Origin of the sequence: Nodularia chucula CCY0103, from assembly GCF_963923915.1 — a bacterium.
GTDB classification, from domain to species: Bacteria; Cyanobacteriota; Cyanobacteriia; order Cyanobacteriales; family Nostocaceae; genus Nodularia; species Nodularia chucula.
In genome coordinates, this window is record NZ_CAWUOL010000042.1 from 19,591 (window position 1) to 40,024 (window position 20,434).

A 20,434-nucleotide genomic window follows, 5' to 3' on the forward strand; every position below is an offset into this window, starting at 1 on the left:
TTTAATATTTTCTAAAAGTAGCTAGTAATTGTTGGGATATGACACTAGGATCATAAAAAACGTGAATATTTTTAATTTTTCCGTTTGGTGAAAACTGTATTTTATCTAAACCAGAAAAATTAACTGGTATCTCTTTATGTGTTGTGTGAATTTCCCAATTAAATTTGGCTTTTCCTTCATTGGAAACTATTACAATATTTTTGATTTTAATTTGAATATCGGTAGGAAAAACTTTGATGAATCCCCGAAAATATACTTTTAAACCACTTATTCCTTTAAATGGTCTACTACCAGATGGGTCTTGAATGGAACCATCTGACTCAAAAAGACTCAGCCATCTTTCCAAGTCATGCTCACGAATTGATTCCATATAATTACTTATGGTGTCCTCAATTATATGTTCTCCAACTTCAATTTCTCCATTATCTCCATTAATTGTTTGAACTAAATCTGTATTTTCTAGAGAACTGATTATATTACCTGCTTCTTGTCCATATTTAAAATTAGTAACGACAACATATTGATAACGTACTTTATCTAAATCTAGATATATTGGCTGTACAAAACGTTTTATTAAATTTTGTACCTCAAATCCCAGTGAGCCTAAGCTTTCTGTGCCGAGTATTTGTGTAGCCAATTTATAATGGCAAAAAAAGAAGTTAGTTAATCTTGTTTCTAAACATGATAATACTTCTATATACTGATATACATGAACGTGTTTATTTGGGTGATCATATATATCAATCAAAGAACAATTATGTAATTTTAAATATTCTGTGATAGGTAAAAATAAAGCTTTGGCTATATTGACTATATCCAATGTTTGCTTTGATTGAGCGCCACTGGCATCTCTTAAGTTAACACGCAAGGGATGATAATCGGCTAAGACCATTGTTTCTAAAATTAAAATGTGTTGTGCCAGATAATTGAGGATAGAGCAGGCTTGACTAATTTTATCAGTTGCAGTTTGCCAATTATTTTCTTGCATTGCACATTGGCTAATTTTTAATAAATTTAATGTCATACATAACCAACACTCGGTAACTTGATGTACTACAACAAATAATTTATCTTCTGCATTAAAATTTCTTTTATTAAAGATAGTCGATATAGTCTCAGGTTTAATCCATTCATCATAAGGGATAGTAATATTTTGAGGTGGTACTTGATTAATGTAACTTTCAATTCCCACGTTAAATTTCATATCTTCTAGAAAAGTTTTATAGAAAATACTCCATTGTTTAAATTTTTTGGAGATATTTTCATCTAAAACAAGGAGTTTGCTAAAATTTGTTTTAGTTGATTGCTGATCGGAAACAGTTTTTATTACAGGTGCTGTATTATCCAGTAATTCTCCTAGCAGTTGTATTTGTTGATTGCAACCACAAAATAATCTTCTAATCCTTTCTTCTTTTCGGACTGTTGAACGGATATCTTGAGCAGTGTCATGGATTAGTAAAAATGACAGTTCAAAGGCTACGAGTGTAGCTCGTAGAAATAATTCATTCTGCCAATTAGTTTCACATTTCCAAAGATTTTCTAGTTCTTCTAGTGAAATATAAAGCTCGTAAGGTTTTGTGTCCATATTTATTACACCCCAAAAGTGATTACTATTTTTTAGTAGTCAGATTTTACTAAGACCCCAAAGCGGAATCGAAGGGTCAAAACTAAAATGCTTGCTGTGAATTATTTTTGGACTTTTACAATAATTAACCACCTTGTTAGTTGCTATATATGTAACATGGTAGTCTAAGATTTTGTTTTATGCCTAAGTAATATCTCGTAAAAGATGAAGATACAGTATTTTTCAGTCTAATAAAGCACAAACCTATCTGCGTGTATTTGCGTGTATCTGCGTTTAATTATGACTGCTTCTACTTCGCTTGAATGGGAATTGCTATATCAAGTTTGGGTGATTGATAATGGAGAAAACTTAGGGATAAAAATCAATATTGAAAATTTCAGTTTGGGAAAAAGGACAACTTTCAGGAAAGGTACTTACAGATAATTTAGTTTCCTTAGTAGCTGATTTTCTCGCCATTTGATAACATTTATCAAATACTGTAGCCAGATAATTTTTTTCTAAACTAGGACTATCTTCAAATATGAATAATAATTGACGACGTTGCTCGTCAATAGTTGATAACCAACTACTAGATTGATTGTTGGGTTGATATTTCCATTTAAGTAAGTGCATGAGTAAAATGATTAACCGATTTTGTAACTCTCGTTTATCACTTTTCCCCATCGCTTCAATTTCTTCAATGAGATGCACTAAGTCTAATTGATTAAATTCTTGGTTGCGTAAATGCTGTAAAGTGGTGTCTATCCACTGCTGATAATCGGTTTCATAGAGTGTAGCTTTTGACTCTGCTTTCATAATAAGTTTTTCTCTACAAGAGGCTGCGCCAACATGAAAACGAATATGAATCTATTTTAATTAGTTGAGTGGCTTTCAACTATGTGGCTTTCAACTATGCTGCATAAATTCAACTTTGGGTAATAAAGGATCTGTAACCACTCCTACACCGCTAAAACCCCAACGCTTGAGCAAGTTACCCAATTGTGTACCGGGAATAGATTCTACTGAGAAGCGGTTAGCTAGTTCACCTGCATGGGTGTTGAGATAGCTTAAAGCATCAAAGTTTTCCCGAAAAAGTAATAAATAACCGGAAGTTTCAGGATTAGGATGAGCTAGGAGATAACGTCCGTCAGATGAGGAACGAATTATATAATAAGTTTCAGAAAACATACTTAATTAAGATTCCAACCGAATCCGGGGATCAGCTACTTTTAACAGCAAATCTGCAATTAAATTGCCTATATTCAGTAATACGGCACTCATTACGAGACTAGCCATAACTAAATATTGGTCTTTGGCAATTACGGCTTGCAAAGTTAATCTCCCTAAACCAGGCCAGTTAAAGAATTGTTCTGCGATGAATGCACCACCGAATAAACCAGCTAGTTCAAATCCTAATATGGTAATTAGGGGATTTATGGCATTGCGGAGGGCGTGAATGTAAATTACCCGATTTTCTGGTAGTCCTTTGGCGCGAGCGGTTTGGATATAGTCTTGACGCAAGACATCTAATAATTCACCGCGAGTAATTCTCTGCAAACCAGCAAAGCTAGTGATGCTTAAGGCTATTGTGGGTAGAATCATGTGCCAGCCAATATCAATGATTTTACCAAACCAAGAGAAATCACCATGATTGATGCTGGTCATTCCACCTACGGGGAATAAGGGTGAGGTGATTTGAGCAAAGATGAGCAGAAATAAGGCTGTGATGAAGCTGGGAAATCCTTGTCCGGTGTAGCTAATGACTTGTAGAATCCTATCTGTGGTTTGATTTTGTTTGACTGCTGCCAAAATGCCAAAGGGGATGGCGATCGCCCAGGTAAAGAATAAAGATGCGATCGCTAAGAGTAAAGTTGCTGGTATCCTTTCCCACAACAAAGAAGCTACGGAGCGTTGGTAAACAAAACTTGTACCAAAATCACCTTTTGTCAAAATTCGCCATAACCATAGCCCAAACTGTTCTGGCCAAGATTTATCCAAGCCAAATTGTTGCCTCAATTCCTCAATTCTTTCCGGAGAAATTGTGGGATTTTGCCGCAGGGTATCTACATAATCCCCTGGAGATAGTTTCATGATAAAAAACGACAGCGCTGTAGCCAATAACAAGGTGAACAGTGCTTGTAATATCCGCTTCACTACATAAAAAAACGTTTCACTCGTGACTAGCCCTATTAGCCAATCTCGACTTGTCTCCAGGGAAATTTTCGTAGAAGTCATAGCAGTTTAATCATTGGTTATGGACTGAGGATATAGCGAAAGCCACCTTCACTAGTATTCAATTAGGGAAATAATTGGCACATTTGGTAGCTGTTTACGTCCTTGTAATTCCTGTAGCTCGATGATAAACCCAAATCCTACAAGTTCGCAGCCAATCTTCTGGACTAACTTTGCCGTTGCACTGGCTGTACCACCTGTAGCAATCAAATCATCCACAATTAAAACCCGACTATCTGGCTCCAAAGCGTCTTGGTGCATTTCCAGACAGTCTGTACCGTACTCTAATTCATACTCAATGGAGTGAACTGCTGCTGGTAACTTTCCGGGTTTGCGAACTGGAATAAAACCAGCCCCTAATTTGTAAGCTAAAGGAGAGCCAAAAATAAAACCACGGGATTCCATACCCACAACATAATCCACACTGAATCCAGATTCGATACATTTTTCTGTGAAAAAGTCAATAGTGTAGCGTAATCCCTCTGGATGGCGCAGTAAGGTAGTAATATCCCGAAATACAATTCCGGGTTTAGGAAAATCTGGAATGTCACGAATGAGAGACTTTAAATCCATAAATATCAGGGAGTGGGGAGTATGGGAAAGATTGTTAGTTGCTAATAACTAATGACCAAGACCATAATCTCACAGCCTGGGAAGTAATTTAACAATCCATTGACGATGGCTAGAATCTACAGCAATCTAAAGATAAGCTGGTATTTACAACATAGGAGAGTTAACAGATGCTGTGAAAACTAAAATTTCAGTATACTTAACTATTTGAGTAGAACAAGTAATTAATGTATATATCAGGTAGTATTATTACTCCCACACGTCTCACATTCTTGTTTTTGCACCTGTTTAAATAAGTTGTACTAGTTTTATTGAGTCTGTTAGAACCGCACAAGGTATTTTATATAATGAATGTCTCAGCAGCGATTACGCCATTGAATAGTCCGACCCCCCCATCATTGCCGATGATTCTGGATAGTTTACCAGACCCTGCCATACCTGCGGTCAATTTCGCTAACGCCGCCCAGGGTTGTCCCGCTAGAACTAGGGTGCAAGTTGATCTAATTTTACTGGCGATTGAAGCTTTAGAACTTGGTGGTTCTGAAGCCATTCTGGCTTTTGCTGATGAGTTAGAGTTAAAAGGTATTATTAAACACCGAGTAAATTTATGGCGGATGCGTAGTTCTAATCCCTGGAGGCGATCGCACATCCGTCGCCCCCTCAGCATCATGGAAGCAAAAGCCTTAGTGGTAATTGCTAGCTACATAGCGCGGCGCTTAACCGTTGTCATTCGCCAGATGTTGATGACATATCAGCAAATGAGTGACAAGCAGATCCCTCTAGCACAAAATTTGCGCTTATCTAATTATCTAGAGCGCTTTCGAGTCCATTTCAAAAGTCGGATGAATCCACGCCGTTCTAGTGTCATGGTATTTAATTCTGATGAGAAATTAGATGAGTTAGCCATAAATTTGTTAGGACAATTGTTATTTTGTACTGGAACAGCAGGAATGCAGCGCTTCTGGATTAGTCTTTTTGACGGTGAAGTAGAATAATGAATATCCAACGTAAATATAGTTTGCCTAATTGTACGCTGCTCTTAGAAGGTTTAAGTGATGCCGCGAAAGCTGCACAATACCAAGAAACGCGCCCAGAATTATCCATCTTGGTCAATGCGGAATGTCGTGTATCTGGCTACAATCAGCCTCTAGTGGGTGGGCGGGAATTTTTTGAAAGCCTAGTCAGGGCGGTGAGTGGCTATGCTCAAGAATTTTTGAGTAATGTATCCAACCCCCAAGCCCATAATCAAGGCTCAGAGTTAGTGGAGTTACAAAAAGTTGCAACTAACCGACATAGGTTAATTGTCCATCCTGAAGTCGTAGGCGACGGTTTTAAATCTCAGCCTAATTATGATCAACCACCCATTGAGTTGGATTTGAACACAGTACAGTTATTTGATCTAGTAGAAGCTGTAGATCAATTTTTTGCGGACAGCCAAACCTTACCAGAGTTATCACTAGAATTACACCCAGTTGCTAGACGTTACGGCGGTGGTAATCAAGTATTAATTAAGCAGGGGATACCAGCAGGTATAGGAATTTCCTCCGTAGCAGTGGCGGCGATCGCTTTTAGCTTAATTCCCGTCCCAGAGATGCGTCCACCAGAACCAAATATCAAGGAAGAAACTAGCTCCATAGCACCTAGTAACAATTCTACAGCAGCACAAACCACAACACCACCAGATATATTCACTCCACCTACAACCACTGAACCAGAGGTAGCCACTTCCCCAACCCAGACAGCACCAACAATTACCGATTTAGAAGCAATCTTAAACAGAGTTACAGAAATTACTGATTCATCCCAACTGCGTGTGATGAATAGCCAAGTTTATAGCACAATTAATCCGGCTTGGACTAATCGCTCAGAATTAACAGAAGATTTAATCTATCGTGTAGGTGCAACCGCCGATGGTGCGATCGTGGGGTATAAAGCTGTAAATTCCGCAGCAAATGAGGATATAGAATTAACTCCTCTACCCACACTGCTTTACAATCCAGCGAGTGGTTCTCTGATCGCTAATGAACCAATAGCCCAATTTAAAGTAGTTTTTACTAGAAACGGTGTTTTGGAAGTTAGTCCTTGGTGGGGATATCAGTAACTGGGGATTGGGGATTGGGGATTGGGGACTGGGGACTGGGTATTGGGGATTGGAGATTGGGGATTGGGGATTGGAGATTGGGGATTGGGGATTGGAGATTGGGAACTTTTCACCCCTGCACCCTGCACCCTTCCCCCTGCCTCTTTCTTCACCCCTGCACCCTGCACCCTGCCCCCTGCCTCTTCCCTATCTGGTAATTTGCCTCATATAACTGCCCCAGAGTTGAGCCGCTTGGCCACTGCTTCCTGATGTGGGTGAATTATTGTCATTACCTAACCAAATACCAGTAACAAGCCGCCGACTAGGGACTGAGCCAATAAACCATAAATCAACGTTTTTATCAGTTGTACCGGTTTTTCCACCTTCCCCTAGTCCAATAGCAGCAGCGCGACCAGTACCATTAGTCACCGCCTGACGCATCATCCGGTTAATTTCATCAGCTACTCCTGCGGATAAGACTCGCTTGTTAGCATCTCGATTTTGTTGATCAAAAGAATAGACAACTCGGCAGGTTGTTAAATCATTACGATCTTGACAATCACTACTGTCAAGAATCCGGCTAATGGCGTGGGGTGGATTCCAAACACCACCATTAGTAATCGCCCCAAAAGCACCAGTCATTTCTAAAACATTAACTACACTTTGCCCTAGAACTAAGCCAGGAACTGCTTCTAGTGATGATTTAACTCCTAAATTCTTGGCCATATCAACAACTTTATTTAGCCCTACTTCTCTGGCTATTCGCAGTGCAATGGGATTTTCCGATTGGGCAAACCCCACGGTCATATTTAAGGAACCCCCAGCACCGATTCTACAAGGTCTGTAGGTAAAGCCTTGCCAAGGTAAGGCAGCGCAGGAATAAGATTTAGAGGCTGGTATGCCGTTTTCCAGAGCCGCAGCAAAGGCGAAGACTTTGAAGGTGGAGCCTGGTTGTCTTTGGGCTTGGACAGCACGGTTAAACTGGGTTTCTCTAAAATCAGTGCCGCCTACCATTGATAAAATGCTACCAGTTCTCGTGTCTAGGGTCACGATCGCACCTTGAGAAAAACGAAAAACTGATCCGGCGTTGTTGACGGAATTACGCAAGGCTGTTTCGGCTTGGGCTTGAATGGCTGGATTGAGATTGGTTTCAATTATATAGTTACCTTCTCTGGCGGCTCCCACCCCCAAAATTGATTCCAATTCCTGGAAGACATAATTGTAAAAGTAAGGCGCAATGGTACTGGCTTGCTGTTCGCAGACTTTGGGGCTAATTTGAATGGGCGATCGCCTGGCGCGATTGGCTTCCTCTTCCGAGATTTTACCCATATCCAACATTCGCCTAATAACGCGATTGCGATAGTCAACAGGTTGCAGCCGACTTGAGCCACTTCCACAAAAATTGAAAGCATTGGGAGCGGGTAAAATTCCCACCAATGTCGCCGCTTCTGAGAGAGTTAATTCTTTCGCTGACTTATCAAAGTAATAACGAGATGCATCCTCAAAACCCGATGTATCCACCCCCAAAAATACTCGATTTAAGTACGTCAGCAAGATTTGATCTTTACTGTAAAAAGTCTCTAGCTTGAAAGAGACAACAGCTTCCCGCAGCTTTCTTCCCAAAGAATCTTGAGCGCCAACATAATCGCGGAACAAACTTCGAGCTACTTGCTGAGTCACGGTACTGGCTCCCTGCTGCACATCTCCACTGCGAGTATTAATCAGGACGGCGCGCAAAATCCCCAAAGGATCAATACCAAAGTGCCAATTATAGCGACTATCTTCTGAGGAAATAACTGCTGCGGGTAAATAAGGGCCGAAATCCTCTAAGCGTTGCAGATCCACGTGGGAAGTGCTGCGGGGTTGACGCAAGGGTGTAGAGGCATCACCAGCATAAATAACAATGGGCGCGCTAGTTGCTGTGGGTAGAGGTCTGACGCGAAATTTTAGCCATTCTACCCCAATAACTAAGGCCACAAGAGCGCTGACACCACCTACACCGTAAGCCGCCCAAGTTGCTGCTTTAATATGCAGAGGTGCTGGATCGACGTATTGGAGCCGCACTGAAGCTGCTAGTTCTGGCGGCCCAAGGGTAAAAATATCACCATGACGCAGCTCTAACTTATTAATTCGGCGTTTACCACGATAAATGCCGTTAGTGGAATTTTCATCTTTGATCACAAACACCGGAGTGCGTTGGGTCGAATCCCGCGACAGTGACAGGTGAATTTGGCTAACCACTGGGTTGCGAACCACTATATCAGAGGATTTGGAACTCCGACCGAGGATATAGCGATCGCCTAACAACGGATAGACTTCCGCTTTGTCCGCCCCCGCATCCTGCACCCATATCTCTGGGACTTTGGCATTGGGCTTGAGCGCCAACTTGGAAAAGTCAACCCTTGCTTGAATTGTCTGTACTGCTTGAGTCAGTTGACCAAGTAGAGTTTGTGGCTTGTGAGGAGGTTGGGGGGAACTCATCGGCTAATTTACATCACAATTGTGGGCGAAAAATCGGCAGAATGACAATCTGCATACAGATACTCCACTATTCTACTCATCAGCTATGGCAAAAGTTAGCTGTACGGAATTTTTCCCGATTCAATCTTACACTAAAACAATATTCACTCAGAAAAGTTACCTAATCAGTTTGGTGTTTTTTTGTGAGACAAAATTTGAATTTTATAGTCTCTAGCCTGGATTTTACTTACTATTATTTATGAAATAATCAGAGTTAATACTTGAATGTTGGTATTGTTCTAAACCCACGTTGATTTTAATATTAATTCAAAGTTTACATAGAAAAAATCCACTACACTTTTTCCGTGATTTATACATCTACATTTAGGCAGATTTTCTCCAATTACTTGTTTGATTTAATTGGCGGAGTATTCTGTTTCCTTTGAGGTGAATTTCTGAATGAAGGGAAAATATCTGACCCTGATTGGTACAGCTTTAACCTTGGCTTTGACTACCAATGTTGCGTTTGCTGAATCAAGTAAATCCCCCGTAGGCGAATCCGATAGCTTATCGATGAATGCGCCCACGGAAATCAAGCTTTCACCAGAAGGTATGAAAATTTTATGTGAGCGATCGCCTCTTAATTCCCGTTGTCCAGGAGGTACAGCACTGGTTCCTCCTACATCTGGTGGTGTTTCCGTACCATTGTTAGATAGTAACACCACTATTGAAAACATGACTACCCCAGAAACCTTAATACCAGAGGGGTCTGAGCCAAATGATACCTTAATTCCAGCCCCAGAAGGTTTAATGCAGAATGAATTTGAGTTTCAGCCCGAAGTTAATCCCCAATAAATTATAGGGCTTATACCAATTTAAAATGAAGCTGCACATAATTTTAAATTGGTATAAAATCTCTGATATAAATTTCATTGTGATATCCCACGACTGTGAAAATCCTGCTACGCTTACTCTCCAAAAAAGTCGTGGGATTATTAGCTATTTAGCTCAGTATCACCGCTCACTAGAAGTGGGAGTTTTTTGAAAAGAACCAACTAATAGACAAATAATTCCAATACTGATAAATGAATCTGCCATATTAAATACTGCAAAATTAATCAAGCGAAAATCCAGAAAATCAACAACATAACCTAAAACAAAGCGATCAATTCCATTCCCCATTGCTCCGCCTAAAATCAAACCATAGCCTAACTGATCCCAATAATTTAACTCTTCACCAAACCAAGCCACTGCTATCAACACCAAACTCACTCCCAAAGATAGCCAGCGTAACCACTCTACTTTGCCACTAAATAGACTAAAAGCCGCACCAGTATTAGTCACATAGGTAAAATGAAATACATCTGCTATGATAGGTAGTGTCTCTCCTAAACTAAAGGTCTGCACTACCCAGTATTTTGTCAATTGATCCAAGAAAAAAGCGATGAAAGCCGCAATCCAAAACAGATGATTTTTTAAGCGCATGGAACTAGGAAGTAGGGAGTGGAGAGTAGCAGTAGCAAATATCAAAAGCAAGATAGTCTCAAATTAATTAACTGATGGGGGTCGTCCTTAGAGGTTGTTTGATAAGTTTTTAGCGGTAAATTCTATCACATTTTTACCCTTACCAAGGGGGAACACAAGAAAACCCAGTTCCCTCTCCCCTTTGCAACTACGGTGTACACACATCCTGATCCAAAAAGGGTTTCCAGCCCTAAAAACCCAATTTCCCTGTAAATCCGGTTCCCCTCCTCGCTTGCGGGGAGGGGCTAGGGGTGGGGTCTTATGACAAAAAAGAGAATTTCCCAACTTGTGTGTACACGGTAGCTCCTTTGCAAGGGGAGAGTTAGGGAGGGGTAAAACAATATTTGATACATTAACCATCACTTTTCAAACACCCTCTTAGTTATTGATCAAGATTTCCATCCTGTTGACCTTTTCTAAAATAGTTTGTTTTTTCCTGATTTTTAATACCGTTTTTATCTCAACTGAATAACTAGTAAAACATTAAATGACGCAATATATACGCTATTACAGTAACAGCACAAACTAGAGCTAGTTGACCCGGTAGTGCAAACCAAGAATATCTCAGAATTGCTTGTATCAACGCGAAATTTTCCGTACCTTTCCACTGAAAAATATAACTAACTATTAAATAAGTCACACCACAGAAGTGGACAGTGAACAAGCCAGTAAAACAGCTGAAAGCTAGGGTTTCTAACCTTGGTCGGGCTTTAAAAGCGAGAAATCCACAAATCCAGGCTCCAGGAATAAAACCCAGTAAATAGCCAAACTGAGACACCTTAACATAATCAATTCCACCCCCACCATCAGCAAAAACAGGTAGCAATGTTAGACCCATGACTAAATAGGCGATTTGGGATAGTGCGCCAGCATTTTTCCCTCCTAAGCAACCTACTAACAGCACAGCACCAATTTGACAGGTAACACCTAGAGAAAAAGTCTGGATTCCTAACTGACCCGAATTTCCAGAACCAGCAACACCATAGGCTTCTAAGAAAGTACCGCCCACTGTCAAGAGCAACCCAACCATAGACCATAGTAATTGAAGAGTTCCCACATTTTCAAAGCTTCCAGACATTTTACCTGCACAAATGCTCAAACAATTTCAAAGATGGGTTAACTAAAGATGGGTTAACTAAGTTGGCGAGAGTAACCATAACTATTGGTCATAAATACTATGGTATGGGGAAAAATTAATTTTCAACAAGTGATTTTTTAGAACTCAAAGGGGTAACAACAGGCGCAGTTGATCCTTGTTCTTGTTCTGAGGTGACAGCAGAAAATAGCTCTTCATAGCTTTCCAGTGCTTGCTCAAAAGAGTAGTTTTCTACAGCATACTCTCTGCCTTTTTTACCCAAATGCGTGCCTAGAGTGGGATTTTTATATAATTTTTGGACTGCATCTGCTAAAGCATCTGGTGATTCCGGATCTACAACTATACCACCGCCACTGAGTTGAATAGCTTGAGCCGCAGTACCATTTTTGGGAACTGAACCAATGATTGGTCTACCACTAGCTAAAAGTAAGGGGATCTTAGATGGCATATTAAATGAAATCACATTTCGCTTTTGCACAATTAACCCAACATTAGATGCTGCTAACATTTCTGGTAGTTTTTCTCTGGGTTGTAGGGGTAATAACAATACATTATCTGCACCACAACTCAAACAATATTTTTGTAATCTTTCTAAGGCTTTTGATTCACCTGCAATCACAAACACAATATCTTTAATATCACGACAGCGAACTGCTGTTTCTATGACTGTTTCTAACCCTTGAGTGAGGGCAATATTTCCTGAATAAAGAACAACAAATTTACCATCTAGTTGATGTTCTGATTTCCAGGAATTATGTTCATTTTTTAAAGGTTGAATAAAATTTATGTTTACCCAGTTGGGAATACAAACTATTTTTTTATTAGGTACTCCCTTATTGACTAAATTTTCTCGAAATCCTTCACTAATAACGCTGATAGTATGTGAGTTTCTATAGGCAAATTTTTCTAAAAATGTTAGCACGCGGATCATGGACTTGTTTTTGATTAGCCCGATGCGGATGGCGGCTTCTGGAAGAATATCTTGAACATTCAGCACTACCGGGCAATTGTAGAGCCAGCCCAGGAAAGCTGCTGGTAAGGAAACCAGTAGTGGTGGTACAGTTAATAAAATAACGTCTGGTTTCTTGCCTCTCAGGGCTTGGGGCAAACTGGTAAAGACAAAGCTCAACTCTAGTAGTAACCGATCTAGAAGATTAGGTTTAGACTTTATTCGCAGATAACTGCGCTGAATAGTGACACCATTTTTTTCTTCAGTTAAGTACCATTTCCCTTGATATCCCTCATAAATTTGGCGTTCGGGATAATTGGGCATTCCTGTAATTACCCGTACCTGATGACCTTGCTTTACTAGTCCTTCTGCTAGTTCAGTCATCAAAGGCGCAATGCCAATGGGTTCTGGGTAGTAGTTGTAAGAATAAATTAAAATGTACATAAGGTGTTAATGTCTGGGAGTCACTATTATAAAGTCGGCTTTGGGGGGATAATTATTATACAGGAATCACAATGGTGAGTTTTGAGAAGTTAAGTTAGGAAAACAGGTTTATGTCAGTTTTACGAAAATTGCTAACAGGCTGAAGAGTAGTCAACTGTAGGACTAACCAGCAAAACCCGCAACAAAGTCGTATCTAAAATAATTAGTGATAGTATACCAGCCTTGACTGCAAAGCGGATATTTTCTTGCTAAGGTTTGCATAAATTTTTGAGAAAAAGGTAATATTTTTCTATATATTTTTCTGGAATGAGGTGAATTTAGGGTGCAATTATCAGCATACTATGAGGCTGGCGATCGCTGTCTTACCATAAGTATCCCTTGACTTTGTAACATCTGTGGGATGTTATGTCCAGTTTATATAGATTTATGGGATTTTCGATCAATTTTGCAGCACTGTGTTGGAAATTCTAGCTTTGGATAGGGTTTACCGAAAGAGTGATTGCTCAAATTAGCTTTTATATACAGCGCTTTGCAAGTAACTTAGGTACAGACTTATAGAGTTTACTTGTAGAGTGGGCATCTTGCCAGCCATTGTGTACCTCACTACTACGAAATCTGCTGTAAATATCAAATAAGTTTCAAGATTTATTAACAGTACAAAAAAGGTGAGATATCACTAAATCAATTAGCTCATTATGGTCTAATTATTTGACTTTTCAAGAAACAGCAATATTTTCAGAATGTTTTCAATTTTGGTGATGTTATTGTGGGTAAGTAAAAATAATACTTTCATCCGGTAATTTTCCATTAAAAAAGCTAATTTAGTTTGAGTGATTTAATTGAGAATCAGAGGATTTCCTCATGAGTTATACCTAAGTCCAGAAAACAGTAACCACAGAGATAAGAAAGTTATCGAGGATACTAAATATTTGAGGTCAAATACCGAGGATAGAACCTTTGTTGCAAACCTAAGCTCAGGGTTAGCCGACTTCTTCTGTAGGGAAGAGTAGGTTGGCAATCGCCAGCTATTTCTGAGATATGTATAAATTTTATTGACAAAATAAACTTTATATGTAACCAATTTATAAAAAAATAAAGTATCTTTTTTCCCCTCGTTAACCTTTTGTTTACCTTGAGATGTATCTTTTAGAGGTATCCTTGTATCGCTCATCTGGATCAATTCACTAAAAGTTCATAGCAATGCTATTACGTCTATCTGTAACCAGAAAAAGTGATCCAATAGCTACAGAATCAGTTTTAGGACTGAAATTTAGCTTTGGGACTTGTGTTACAGAACAAGCCTCAGACTCTTTCAGTAGTATTGCGACAAATGTGGACTTTGGTGCCAGTGATGTTGCCATGACCGATAAAGCAAGGTCTTTTTGATCTGAATCTGTAGTCGTTTCGCAAAGTGAATATATTTTCATGGTTCTCAATCGCAAAGTCCTTTTAGCAATCGCTACTTTACCTATGATGTTGGTAGCAACAGCCTGCGCGCCTAGCCCGGAAGGTGGTAGTGGTACACCATCTGGTCAAAATGTTAGTGGTGGTGGGCAAAGAGTATCCATTAGTGGAGCTGGTGCTACCTTCCCTGCACCTATTTTTCAAAGATGGTTTGATGCCTATAATCGCCAAGTAGACTCAAACGTCCAGGTGAGCTATCAGTCCATAGGTAGTGGAGCGGGTTTAGAGCAGTATATCAATGGGACTGTAGACTTTGGTGCCAGTGAAGCACCAATTACTGACTCTGAATCTCGGTTAAAATCCTTCAAGGAGAAATATAATGAAGATCCCATCCAAATCCCTATGACTGGAGGGTTTTTATCTTTCTCCTACAACTTGCCAGGAGTTAATGATCTGGAACTGAGATTATCCCGCACCAGCTATTGTGGGATTGTTACAGGTAAAATTACTCGCTGGAGTGACCCGGCGATCGCCGCAGATAACCCTGGTTTAACCATTCCTGATTTACCTGTAACCTTTGCTCACCGTTCTGATGGTAGTGGTACTACCTTTGTATTTACTAACCATATTCAAACTGTCTGCCCAGACTGGACTTCCGGTGCGGGAACTTCAGTAGATTGGCCTGTGGGTATTGGTGGTCAAGGTAACGAAGGGGTAGCCGCCGCCATTCAGCAAAATGAAGGGGCAATTGGTTACTTATCCTACGCCTATGCTGCCCTGAACGATATTGATTCAGCCCTAATTCAAAACAAAGCTGGAACCTTTATCGCCCCATCTCCCGAAGCAGCAGGGAGAGCGCTATTAGATGAAGAAGTACCTGAAGACTTCGCCCTCCTAGTCCCTGACCCCAGTGGTACAGATTCTTACCCCATAGTCGGTCTAGCTTGGGTAATGATCTACCGCAATTATTCAGACGCAGCTAAATGGCAGGCCATGCGTAATGTGTTCGAATGGTCTTTAGGTCCAGAGGGCAAAAAGATCGCAGAAGAACTTCTGTATGTTCCTCTTCCTGATCCCTTAGTAGAACGGATCAAAGCGACTTTCGATACTATCACCACTAACTAAAAAGCTGAGATGATTGGGAGTGTATTAATGATCAAGCACTCCCGATCTTAATCCAATAAAGAAGATTATGGAGAGAAAAACGTCATGACATCGGCTAATCAACCAACTCGATTAACCGGGCATAGCCTTGAAAAACAAACTAGTCCGGCTAGGGTTCTCGATGTCGGTTTTTGGGGATTAACCCTACTACTAGCCATCAGTGCAGGGGCTGTTTTAATTTGGGTAATCGCCCAAACAGCTATAGCAGCAATGCCAGCTATTCAACAATTTGGACTGGGTTTTATATGGGGTACAACTTGGGACCCTGTAAATAACATTTACTCAGTGCTACCTCAGATATATGGAACCCTAGTTACAGCCTTTATTGCCCTGGTCATTGCAGTTCCTCTGGGTATCGGAGTGGCTATATTTTTAACAGAAGGATTTGCACCTAACTGGGTGACAACTCCCATTGCTTTTGCTATTGAGCTAATCGTGGCTATTCCCAGTGTCGTCTTAGGTATCTGGGGTATTTTTGTCCTGATTCCTGCCATCAGACCATTCTTTAACTTTCTGAATAGCTATTTCGGCTGGATTCCCATTTTTGGTGGCCGTGCATCTATAGGTAATAGCCTTCTACTTGTAGGGTTGGTATTGGCGATTATGATTGTGCCTATTATTATCTCTATCACCCGTAGTACCTTTGAAGTTTTACCTCCATATCTCCGCAATGGTTCCTTGGCTTTGGGCGCAACCCGTTGGGAAACGATTCTGAGAGTCCTGATTCCGTCTGGTTTGTCTGGCATCGTTAGTTCTGTAATGTTAGGTATGGGTAGGGCTATGGGAGAAACTATGGTTGCTGCCATGCTAGTTGGTAATGCCAACCGGATTAACATTTCATGGCTACGACCAGGATCAACGATTACAGGTTTGATTGCTTCCCAGTTCGGAGAAGCCGGACGTACCCAAGTTGCGGCGCTGATGTACGCTGGCGTAGTACTGATGCTCTTGTCCCTAGTGGTAAATATTTTAGCTGAGTTAGTTATTCGTCGATTCCAGAATATTGAGTAAAATTTTGGGCTTGTTCCTCAAATTGTATTTAGTGTCGATGCCATATTAGGTTTACGGAAGATAAATTATGGGTAATTCTAGTAACCAGACTTCCTTGGGTTATGGAGGCGATAATTTCGATATCAGTGATAAAACAATGGCTCCCCATCGCCGGATTACCGGGCAGGTGTTGACAATTTTAACTATGGTGTTTGCTGCATCTGTAGTTGTTCCCTTAATTTGGGTGCTGGTGAGCGTGTTTCAAAAGGGTGTAGGTTCTCTGGTGTTCCCAGATATTTTTACTGAGCTTCCCCCGCCCCCTGGTTTATCTGATGGGGGTTTTGGTCATGCCATTATTGGGACTTTAATGACTCTGGGAGTGGGGACAGCAATTTCAGTTCCCTTTGGGGTAATTGCTGCCATTTACTTGGCTGAGTTTGGCCGGGGGACTAAGTTGGCTTATTTGGTGAAATTTTCTTGTAATGTACTGACTGGAGTTCCGGCTATTCTCTGCGGGTTATTTGCTTATTCCATTGTGGTTCAACCTTTAGGGTCTTTTTCGGCTTTTTCTGGTGGGGTAGCCTTAGCTGTGTTAATGCTGCCGATTATTATTCGGTCTACGGAAGAGGCTTTGTTACTAGTGCCTAATGAGTTACGGTTAGCGGCAACAGGTTTAGGGGCGACTAGATTTGAAACTGTGATCCAGATTGTGTTACCCGCAGCTTTAACTTCAATTGTTACAGGTGTGGTGTTATCTGTAGCCCGCGCCTCTGGAGAAGCGGCTCCTTTGCTGTTTACTTCGTTTAACAATAATTTCTGGGCTGCGAATGTTTGGGAACCTGTGTCAACTCTGCCAGTGTTGATTTACTTTTTCTCGATTATTCCCTACAAGGCTTCCCAGAGTTTGGCTTGGGCTGCGGCTTTGGTGTTGTTATCAATTGTCCTGTTGTTTAGTATTGTGTCTCGGTACTTCAGTCGCAAGAGAATTGTTTAGCATCGGGGAAATAGGCATTGCTGAACTTAAGTATGAAATGCCAAAATTACGGTTTCTTTTCTTCCTACCTTCCGGTTTTGGGATGAGTTTAATTCATATTTAAAATCAGCAAAGGTGGGAATTAAGATTAATTTTGCTGATCAAAACTCATACAGGTTCTATTTAATTTGGAGATGAGATGATGGAACAGAAAATGAGTGGTGCAACTGTGGATACTCAGCATATTTTTCAAGTAAATAATTTATCTGTTTACTATGGCGGCGCGATCGCACTTCGGGATGTGACAATGGATATCCTCAAGGGTAAAATTACTGCTTTTATTGGTCCTTCTGGTTGTGGTAAAAGTACGCTTTTACGTTGCTTCAATCGCACTAATGATTTGATTCCGGGTGCGACAGTCAAGGGACAACTCAATTACCGGGGTCAAAATTTTTATGCAGATCGAGTTGACCCAGTGGTGGTACGTCGTCGGATTGGGATGGTGTTTCAGCAGCCTAACCCTTTTCCTAAAACTATTTATGACAATGTAGCCTATGGGTTGCGGGTGAATGGTATTAAGGGAAACATGGATGAGATTGTGGAAAATTCTCTCCGCCGAGCTGCTATTTGGGATGAGGTGAAAGACAATCTGCAAAAGTTGGGTACTTCTCTTTCTGGGGGACAACAACAGCGTCTGTGTATTGCTCGTGCGATCGCGGTGCAGCCAGATGTCATTCTTATGGATGAGCCTTGCTCGGCTTTAGACCCAGTTTCCACTTTGCGAATTGAAGAATTGATGCTGGAACTGAAAGAGCAGTACACCATTGTAATTGTTACCCATAATATGCAACAGGCTTCTAGAGTGGCTGATTATACGGCTTTCTTTAATGCTGAAGCTTTGGAAGGAGGTAGACGGGTGGGTTATCTGGTAGAGATAGATACTACTAATAAGATTTTTTCCAGTCCCCAAAATCAAAGCACTCATGATTATGTCACTGGTCGTTTTGGCTAAAGCTAGTACAGCATCAGGTAAATGCATACGCTGTGCCAAGGTGCAAAATCTCAGAATCCAGGCTTTTAACTTTTGACGAAAGACCTACGGTAATGGTGGCTTGTAGGCTAGCCTCAAACCTACCATATCGCCAGTCAGTTATCGATCGCCAAATTTAACACTACAACCATACTAACTATGCCTACTAACACTAGTACACTGAATCACACTGACACCGCTTTACGCACAGAAAACCTGAATGTTTATTACGGCAAGTTTTTAGCTTTGCAGAATATTTGGATGGATATCCCAAAAAATCAGGTGACATCCTTTATTGGTCCTTCTGGCTGTGGTAAGAGTACATTGTTACGATGCTATAACCGTCTGAATGACGTGATTAATTCATTTCGGGCTGAAGGTAATGTATATTTTTACAATCAAAATTTGTATGCACCAAATATTGATCCTGTAGAAGTGCGCCGCAGAATTGGGATGGTGTTCCAAAAACCTAATCCTTTTCCCAAATCAATTTATGACAATATCACTTTTGGAGCCAGAATCAATGGCTATAAAGGTAATCTGGATGAATTGGTAGAACGGAGTTTGCGTCAAGCGGCTTTGTGGGATGAGGTGAAAGATAAACTGCGTCAAAGTGGTCTGTCTTTATCTGGTGGACAACAGCAAAGGTTGTGTATTGCTAGGGCGATCGCCATTGAACCAGAAATCATTTTAATGGATGAACCATGTTCAGCCTTAGATCCTCTTTCTACTTTACGGGTAGAAGAACTAATTCACGAACTGAAAGATAAATATACGATCGTGATTGTCACTCACAATATGCAACAAGCCGCGCGGGTGTCTGATCAAACGGCATTTTTCAATGTCAAGCTTTCTGACGGTGGTCGTAGTGGTTATTTGGTAGAATATAATGCTACAGAACTGATTTTTAATGAGCCTCAACAAGAAGAAACCAGAGATTATGTCAGTGGCAGATTTGGTTAATATTTCAGGGAATCATTAGGGAGACATAGGAGGGAACAGGCTTGAAACCGCCTAATTGTGTCCTCACCAACCTAGCGGTTGCTATGCATCCCTAATTTTATTAATTCCGTGAAACCCAGTAATTTTCTTCGCCCTCAGTGATAAATCGGGATTTTTGGCTGGTATTTATGGGTAAACCACGGCCAGAATTGCCGGCATTGACAGCTTACCACCAAGGAGATTTAACTCTATTGGTAGGGCGAATTAAAGGCTGTTGCTTGGTTGCTATATGTAGTGATTCTAAAACCATACTGTTGGTGCTACCGTAGGGTATGCCTTGTCCATAAAGATTGGCATAGGCTGTATTGGCTTGATATGCTAAGGCTGATTTAACATCTAATCCCCAAAGTTTGAGACCGTAGGCGGCATAGTTTTCATAGCCTAAGCGTCCTTCCTGGTTATATTGTTCTTTACCTTTGACGACGCTAGTTCCATACATTTGACCGTTTCTGGTTAGGCGTTTGACATCCCAAGATTCCCAGACTTTTTCGGTTTGCGATCGCCACTGGGGATATTTTGTCCCCACTATTTTTAACCAAATGGCCATTCTCCCTAAATCAATGGCTGACCAGCCAATTTCTTCCTGTTTCTCTAATTGTCCATAGTTAACGGGTATGAGAGTTTGAGAGTTATAGACTTTATTGGGGAGTTCTTTTTTGAAGGCTAGAGTTGCTAAAGTCTGCAACATTGTCCCCATCTTTTGGTCAAATTCTGACGCAGATATAATATCCTCGCCAAATGTCCTCAATCTGATTTGTTGAACAATTTCCCCAAGGAAAATCATTCAGTATTTCCTCGTTTGTCATGCCAGATGCAAGATAAGATAAAACCTCATATACAGTAATTCGCATTCCTCGAATACAAGGTTTACCACCTCGTTTTCCTGGTTCTATAGTAATTAGGAGTTACGCATTGACAGAATAACAAAATAGTGAATTGATAAATATAGGTC

Annotated in this window: 18 protein-coding genes and 2 pseudogenes; 9 read left to right on the forward strand and 11 right to left on the reverse strand. The window is 40.6% G+C overall.

The window, feature by feature from the left end; translation table 11 throughout:
• Position 1: 1 nt before the first annotated feature.
• The 5 genes from ACM0OP_RS13235 to ACM0OP_RS13255 all read right to left on the reverse strand — a co-directional run bounded on the left by ACM0OP_RS13235 (position 2) and on the right by ACM0OP_RS13255 (position 4,369).
• A complete protein-coding gene (locus tag ACM0OP_RS13235; protein WP_414528880.1) occupies positions 2–1,585 on the reverse strand; it encodes a tryptophan 2,3-dioxygenase family protein in 1,584 nt (527 codons plus the stop codon).
• 348 nt (positions 1,586–1,933) lie between these two features.
• Positions 1,934–2,380, reverse strand: a complete 447-nt coding sequence (locus ACM0OP_RS13240; RefSeq protein ID WP_414528881.1) for a DUF29 domain-containing protein — start codon at positions 2,378–2,380, stop codon at positions 1,934–1,936.
• Between the two features lie 90 nt (positions 2,381–2,470).
• Entirely contained in the window at positions 2,471–2,752 is a 282-nt protein-coding gene (locus tag ACM0OP_RS13245) for a hypothetical protein (protein ID WP_414528882.1), read from the reverse strand.
• Positions 2,753–2,758: 6 nt separating this feature from the next.
• Positions 2,759–3,799 carry an ABC transporter permease gene (locus ACM0OP_RS13250; protein ID WP_414528883.1) on the reverse strand — a complete coding sequence of 347 codons (1,041 nt, stop codon included), beginning with the start codon at positions 3,797–3,799 and terminating at the stop codon, positions 2,759–2,761.
• Between the two features lie 51 nt (positions 3,800–3,850).
• Positions 3,851–4,369: an adenine phosphoribosyltransferase gene (locus ACM0OP_RS13255; protein ID WP_414528884.1), complete on the reverse strand. Its 519-nt coding sequence runs from the start codon at positions 4,367–4,369 to the stop codon at positions 3,851–3,853.
• Between the two features lie 344 nt (positions 4,370–4,713).
• Between ACM0OP_RS13255 and ACM0OP_RS13260 the strand changes: the two genes are divergently transcribed.
• Both ACM0OP_RS13260 and ACM0OP_RS13265 read left to right on the forward strand, forming a co-directional pair.
• The gene (locus tag ACM0OP_RS13260; RefSeq protein WP_414528885.1) at positions 4,714–5,361 is read left to right on the forward strand and encodes a DUF3038 domain-containing protein; all 648 of its coding nucleotides are present in this window, start codon (positions 4,714–4,716) and stop codon (positions 5,359–5,361) included.
• Positions 5,361–6,461 (forward strand): annotated as a pseudogene (locus ACM0OP_RS13265) (DUF4335 domain-containing protein); the annotation flags it as partial. The gene ACM0OP_RS13260 and the pseudogene ACM0OP_RS13265, both read left to right, overlap by 1 nt.
• 192 nt (positions 6,462–6,653) lie before the next feature.
• Here the strand turns inward: ACM0OP_RS13265 and ACM0OP_RS13270 are convergent.
• Positions 6,654–8,927: a transglycosylase domain-containing protein gene (locus tag ACM0OP_RS13270; protein ID WP_414528886.1), complete on the reverse strand. Its 2,274-nt coding sequence runs from the start codon at positions 8,925–8,927 to the stop codon at positions 6,654–6,656.
• 438 nt (positions 8,928–9,365) lie between these two features.
• Between ACM0OP_RS13270 and ACM0OP_RS13275 the strand changes: the two genes are divergently transcribed.
• On the forward strand, positions 9,366–9,761 hold the full coding sequence (locus ACM0OP_RS13275; RefSeq protein ID WP_414528887.1) for a hypothetical protein: 396 nt from the start codon (positions 9,366–9,368) through the stop codon (positions 9,759–9,761).
• 159 nt (positions 9,762–9,920) lie between these two features.
• Here the strand turns inward: ACM0OP_RS13275 and lspA are convergent, their stop codons facing one another.
• The 3 genes from lspA to ACM0OP_RS13290 form a co-directional block, all read right to left on the reverse strand.
• The gene (lspA, locus tag ACM0OP_RS13280; protein ID WP_414528896.1) at positions 9,921–10,391 is read right to left on the reverse strand and encodes a signal peptidase II; all 471 of its coding nucleotides are present in this window, start codon (positions 10,389–10,391) and stop codon (positions 9,921–9,923) included.
• 511 nt (positions 10,392–10,902) lie between these two features.
• Positions 10,903–11,508, reverse strand: coding sequence for a biotin transporter BioY (locus ACM0OP_RS13285; RefSeq protein WP_414528888.1), 606 nt, complete (start codon positions 11,506–11,508; stop codon positions 10,903–10,905).
• Positions 11,509–11,623: 115 nt separating this feature from the next.
• Positions 11,624–12,919, reverse strand: coding sequence for a glycosyltransferase family 4 protein (locus ACM0OP_RS13290; protein WP_414528889.1), 1,296 nt, complete (start codon positions 12,917–12,919; stop codon positions 11,624–11,626).
• 1,200 nt (positions 12,920–14,119) lie between these two features.
• On the opposite strand from ACM0OP_RS13290, the gene ACM0OP_RS13295 reads away from it, so the two are divergent.
• The 6 genes from ACM0OP_RS13295 (at position 14,120) to pstB (ACM0OP_RS13320) (ending at position 19,443) form a co-directional block, all read left to right on the forward strand.
• Positions 14,120–14,305 (forward strand): hypothetical protein, encoded by a 186-nt coding sequence (locus tag ACM0OP_RS13295; RefSeq protein ID WP_414528890.1) that lies wholly within the window; start codon positions 14,120–14,122, stop codon positions 14,303–14,305.
• A gap of 39 nt (positions 14,306–14,344) precedes the next feature.
• On the forward strand, positions 14,345–15,448 hold the full coding sequence (gene pstS, locus ACM0OP_RS13300; RefSeq protein ID WP_414528891.1) for a phosphate ABC transporter substrate-binding protein PstS: 1,104 nt from the start codon (positions 14,345–14,347) through the stop codon (positions 15,446–15,448).
• A gap of 84 nt (positions 15,449–15,532) precedes the next feature.
• Positions 15,533–16,498, forward strand: a complete 966-nt coding sequence (gene pstC, locus ACM0OP_RS13305) for a phosphate ABC transporter permease subunit PstC (protein WP_414528892.1) — start codon at positions 15,533–15,535, stop codon at positions 16,496–16,498.
• A gap of 67 nt (positions 16,499–16,565) precedes the next feature.
• Positions 16,566–17,471, forward strand: a complete 906-nt coding sequence (gene pstA, locus ACM0OP_RS13310) for a phosphate ABC transporter permease PstA (RefSeq protein ID WP_414528893.1) — start codon at positions 16,566–16,568, stop codon at positions 17,469–17,471.
• A gap of 178 nt (positions 17,472–17,649) precedes the next feature.
• On the forward strand, positions 17,650–18,462 hold the full coding sequence (pstB, locus tag ACM0OP_RS13315; RefSeq protein ID WP_414528894.1) for a phosphate ABC transporter ATP-binding protein PstB: 813 nt from the start codon (positions 17,650–17,652) through the stop codon (positions 18,460–18,462).
• A gap of 177 nt (positions 18,463–18,639) precedes the next feature.
• Positions 18,640–19,443, forward strand: coding sequence for a phosphate ABC transporter ATP-binding protein PstB (gene pstB / locus ACM0OP_RS13320; protein WP_414528895.1), 804 nt, complete (start codon positions 18,640–18,642; stop codon positions 19,441–19,443).
• A 292-nt stretch (positions 19,444–19,735) separates the two neighbouring features.
• On the opposite strand, the pseudogene ACM0OP_RS13325 reads toward pstB (ACM0OP_RS13320), so the two are convergent.
• Both ACM0OP_RS13325 and ACM0OP_RS13330 read right to left on the reverse strand, forming a co-directional pair.
• A pseudogene (locus tag ACM0OP_RS13325) lies at positions 19,736–20,212 on the reverse strand (DUF3131 domain-containing protein); the annotation flags it as partial.
• Positions 20,187–20,381, reverse strand: a complete 195-nt coding sequence (locus ACM0OP_RS13330; RefSeq protein WP_414528897.1) for a DUF433 domain-containing protein — start codon at positions 20,379–20,381, stop codon at positions 20,187–20,189. The gene ACM0OP_RS13330 and the pseudogene ACM0OP_RS13325, both read right to left, overlap by 26 nt.
• Positions 20,382–20,434: the final 53 nt, after the last annotated feature.

Coding starts and splice junctions, on each gene's coding strand:
- ACM0OP_RS13235 (WP_414528880.1), bottom strand. CDS start 1,585: ATGGACACAAAACCTTACGAGCTTTATATTTCACTAGAAGAACTAGAA.
- ACM0OP_RS13240 (WP_414528881.1), bottom strand. CDS start 2,380: ATGAAAGCAGAGTCAAAAGCTACACTCTATGAAACCGATTATCAGCAG.
- ACM0OP_RS13245 (WP_414528882.1), bottom strand. CDS start 2,752: ATGTTTTCTGAAACTTATTATATAATTCGTTCCTCATCTGACGGACGT.
- ACM0OP_RS13250 (WP_414528883.1), bottom strand. CDS start 3,799: ATGACTTCTACGAAAATTTCCCTGGAGACAAGTCGAGATTGGCTAATA.
- ACM0OP_RS13255 (WP_414528884.1), bottom strand. CDS start 4,369: ATGGATTTAAAGTCTCTCATTCGTGACATTCCAGATTTTCCTAAACCC.
- ACM0OP_RS13260 (WP_414528885.1), top strand. CDS start 4,714: ATGAATGTCTCAGCAGCGATTACGCCATTGAATAGTCCGACCCCCCCA.
- ACM0OP_RS13270 (WP_414528886.1), bottom strand. CDS start 8,927: ATGAGTTCCCCCCAACCTCCTCACAAGCCACAAACTCTACTTGGTCAA.
- ACM0OP_RS13275 (WP_414528887.1), top strand. CDS start 9,366: ATGAAGGGAAAATATCTGACCCTGATTGGTACAGCTTTAACCTTGGCT.
- lspA (WP_414528896.1), bottom strand. CDS start 10,391: ATGCGCTTAAAAAATCATCTGTTTTGGATTGCGGCTTTCATCGCTTTT.
- ACM0OP_RS13285 (WP_414528888.1), bottom strand. CDS start 11,508: ATGTCTGGAAGCTTTGAAAATGTGGGAACTCTTCAATTACTATGGTCT.
- ACM0OP_RS13290 (WP_414528889.1), bottom strand. CDS start 12,919: ATGTACATTTTAATTTATTCTTACAACTACTACCCAGAACCCATTGGC.
- ACM0OP_RS13295 (WP_414528890.1), top strand. CDS start 14,120: ATGCTATTACGTCTATCTGTAACCAGAAAAAGTGATCCAATAGCTACA.
- pstS (WP_414528891.1), top strand. CDS start 14,345: ATGGTTCTCAATCGCAAAGTCCTTTTAGCAATCGCTACTTTACCTATG.
- pstC (WP_414528892.1), top strand. CDS start 15,533: ATGACATCGGCTAATCAACCAACTCGATTAACCGGGCATAGCCTTGAA.
- pstA (WP_414528893.1), top strand. CDS start 16,566: ATGGGTAATTCTAGTAACCAGACTTCCTTGGGTTATGGAGGCGATAAT.
- pstB (WP_414528894.1), top strand. CDS start 17,650: ATGATGGAACAGAAAATGAGTGGTGCAACTGTGGATACTCAGCATATT.
- pstB (WP_414528895.1), top strand. CDS start 18,640: ATGCCTACTAACACTAGTACACTGAATCACACTGACACCGCTTTACGC.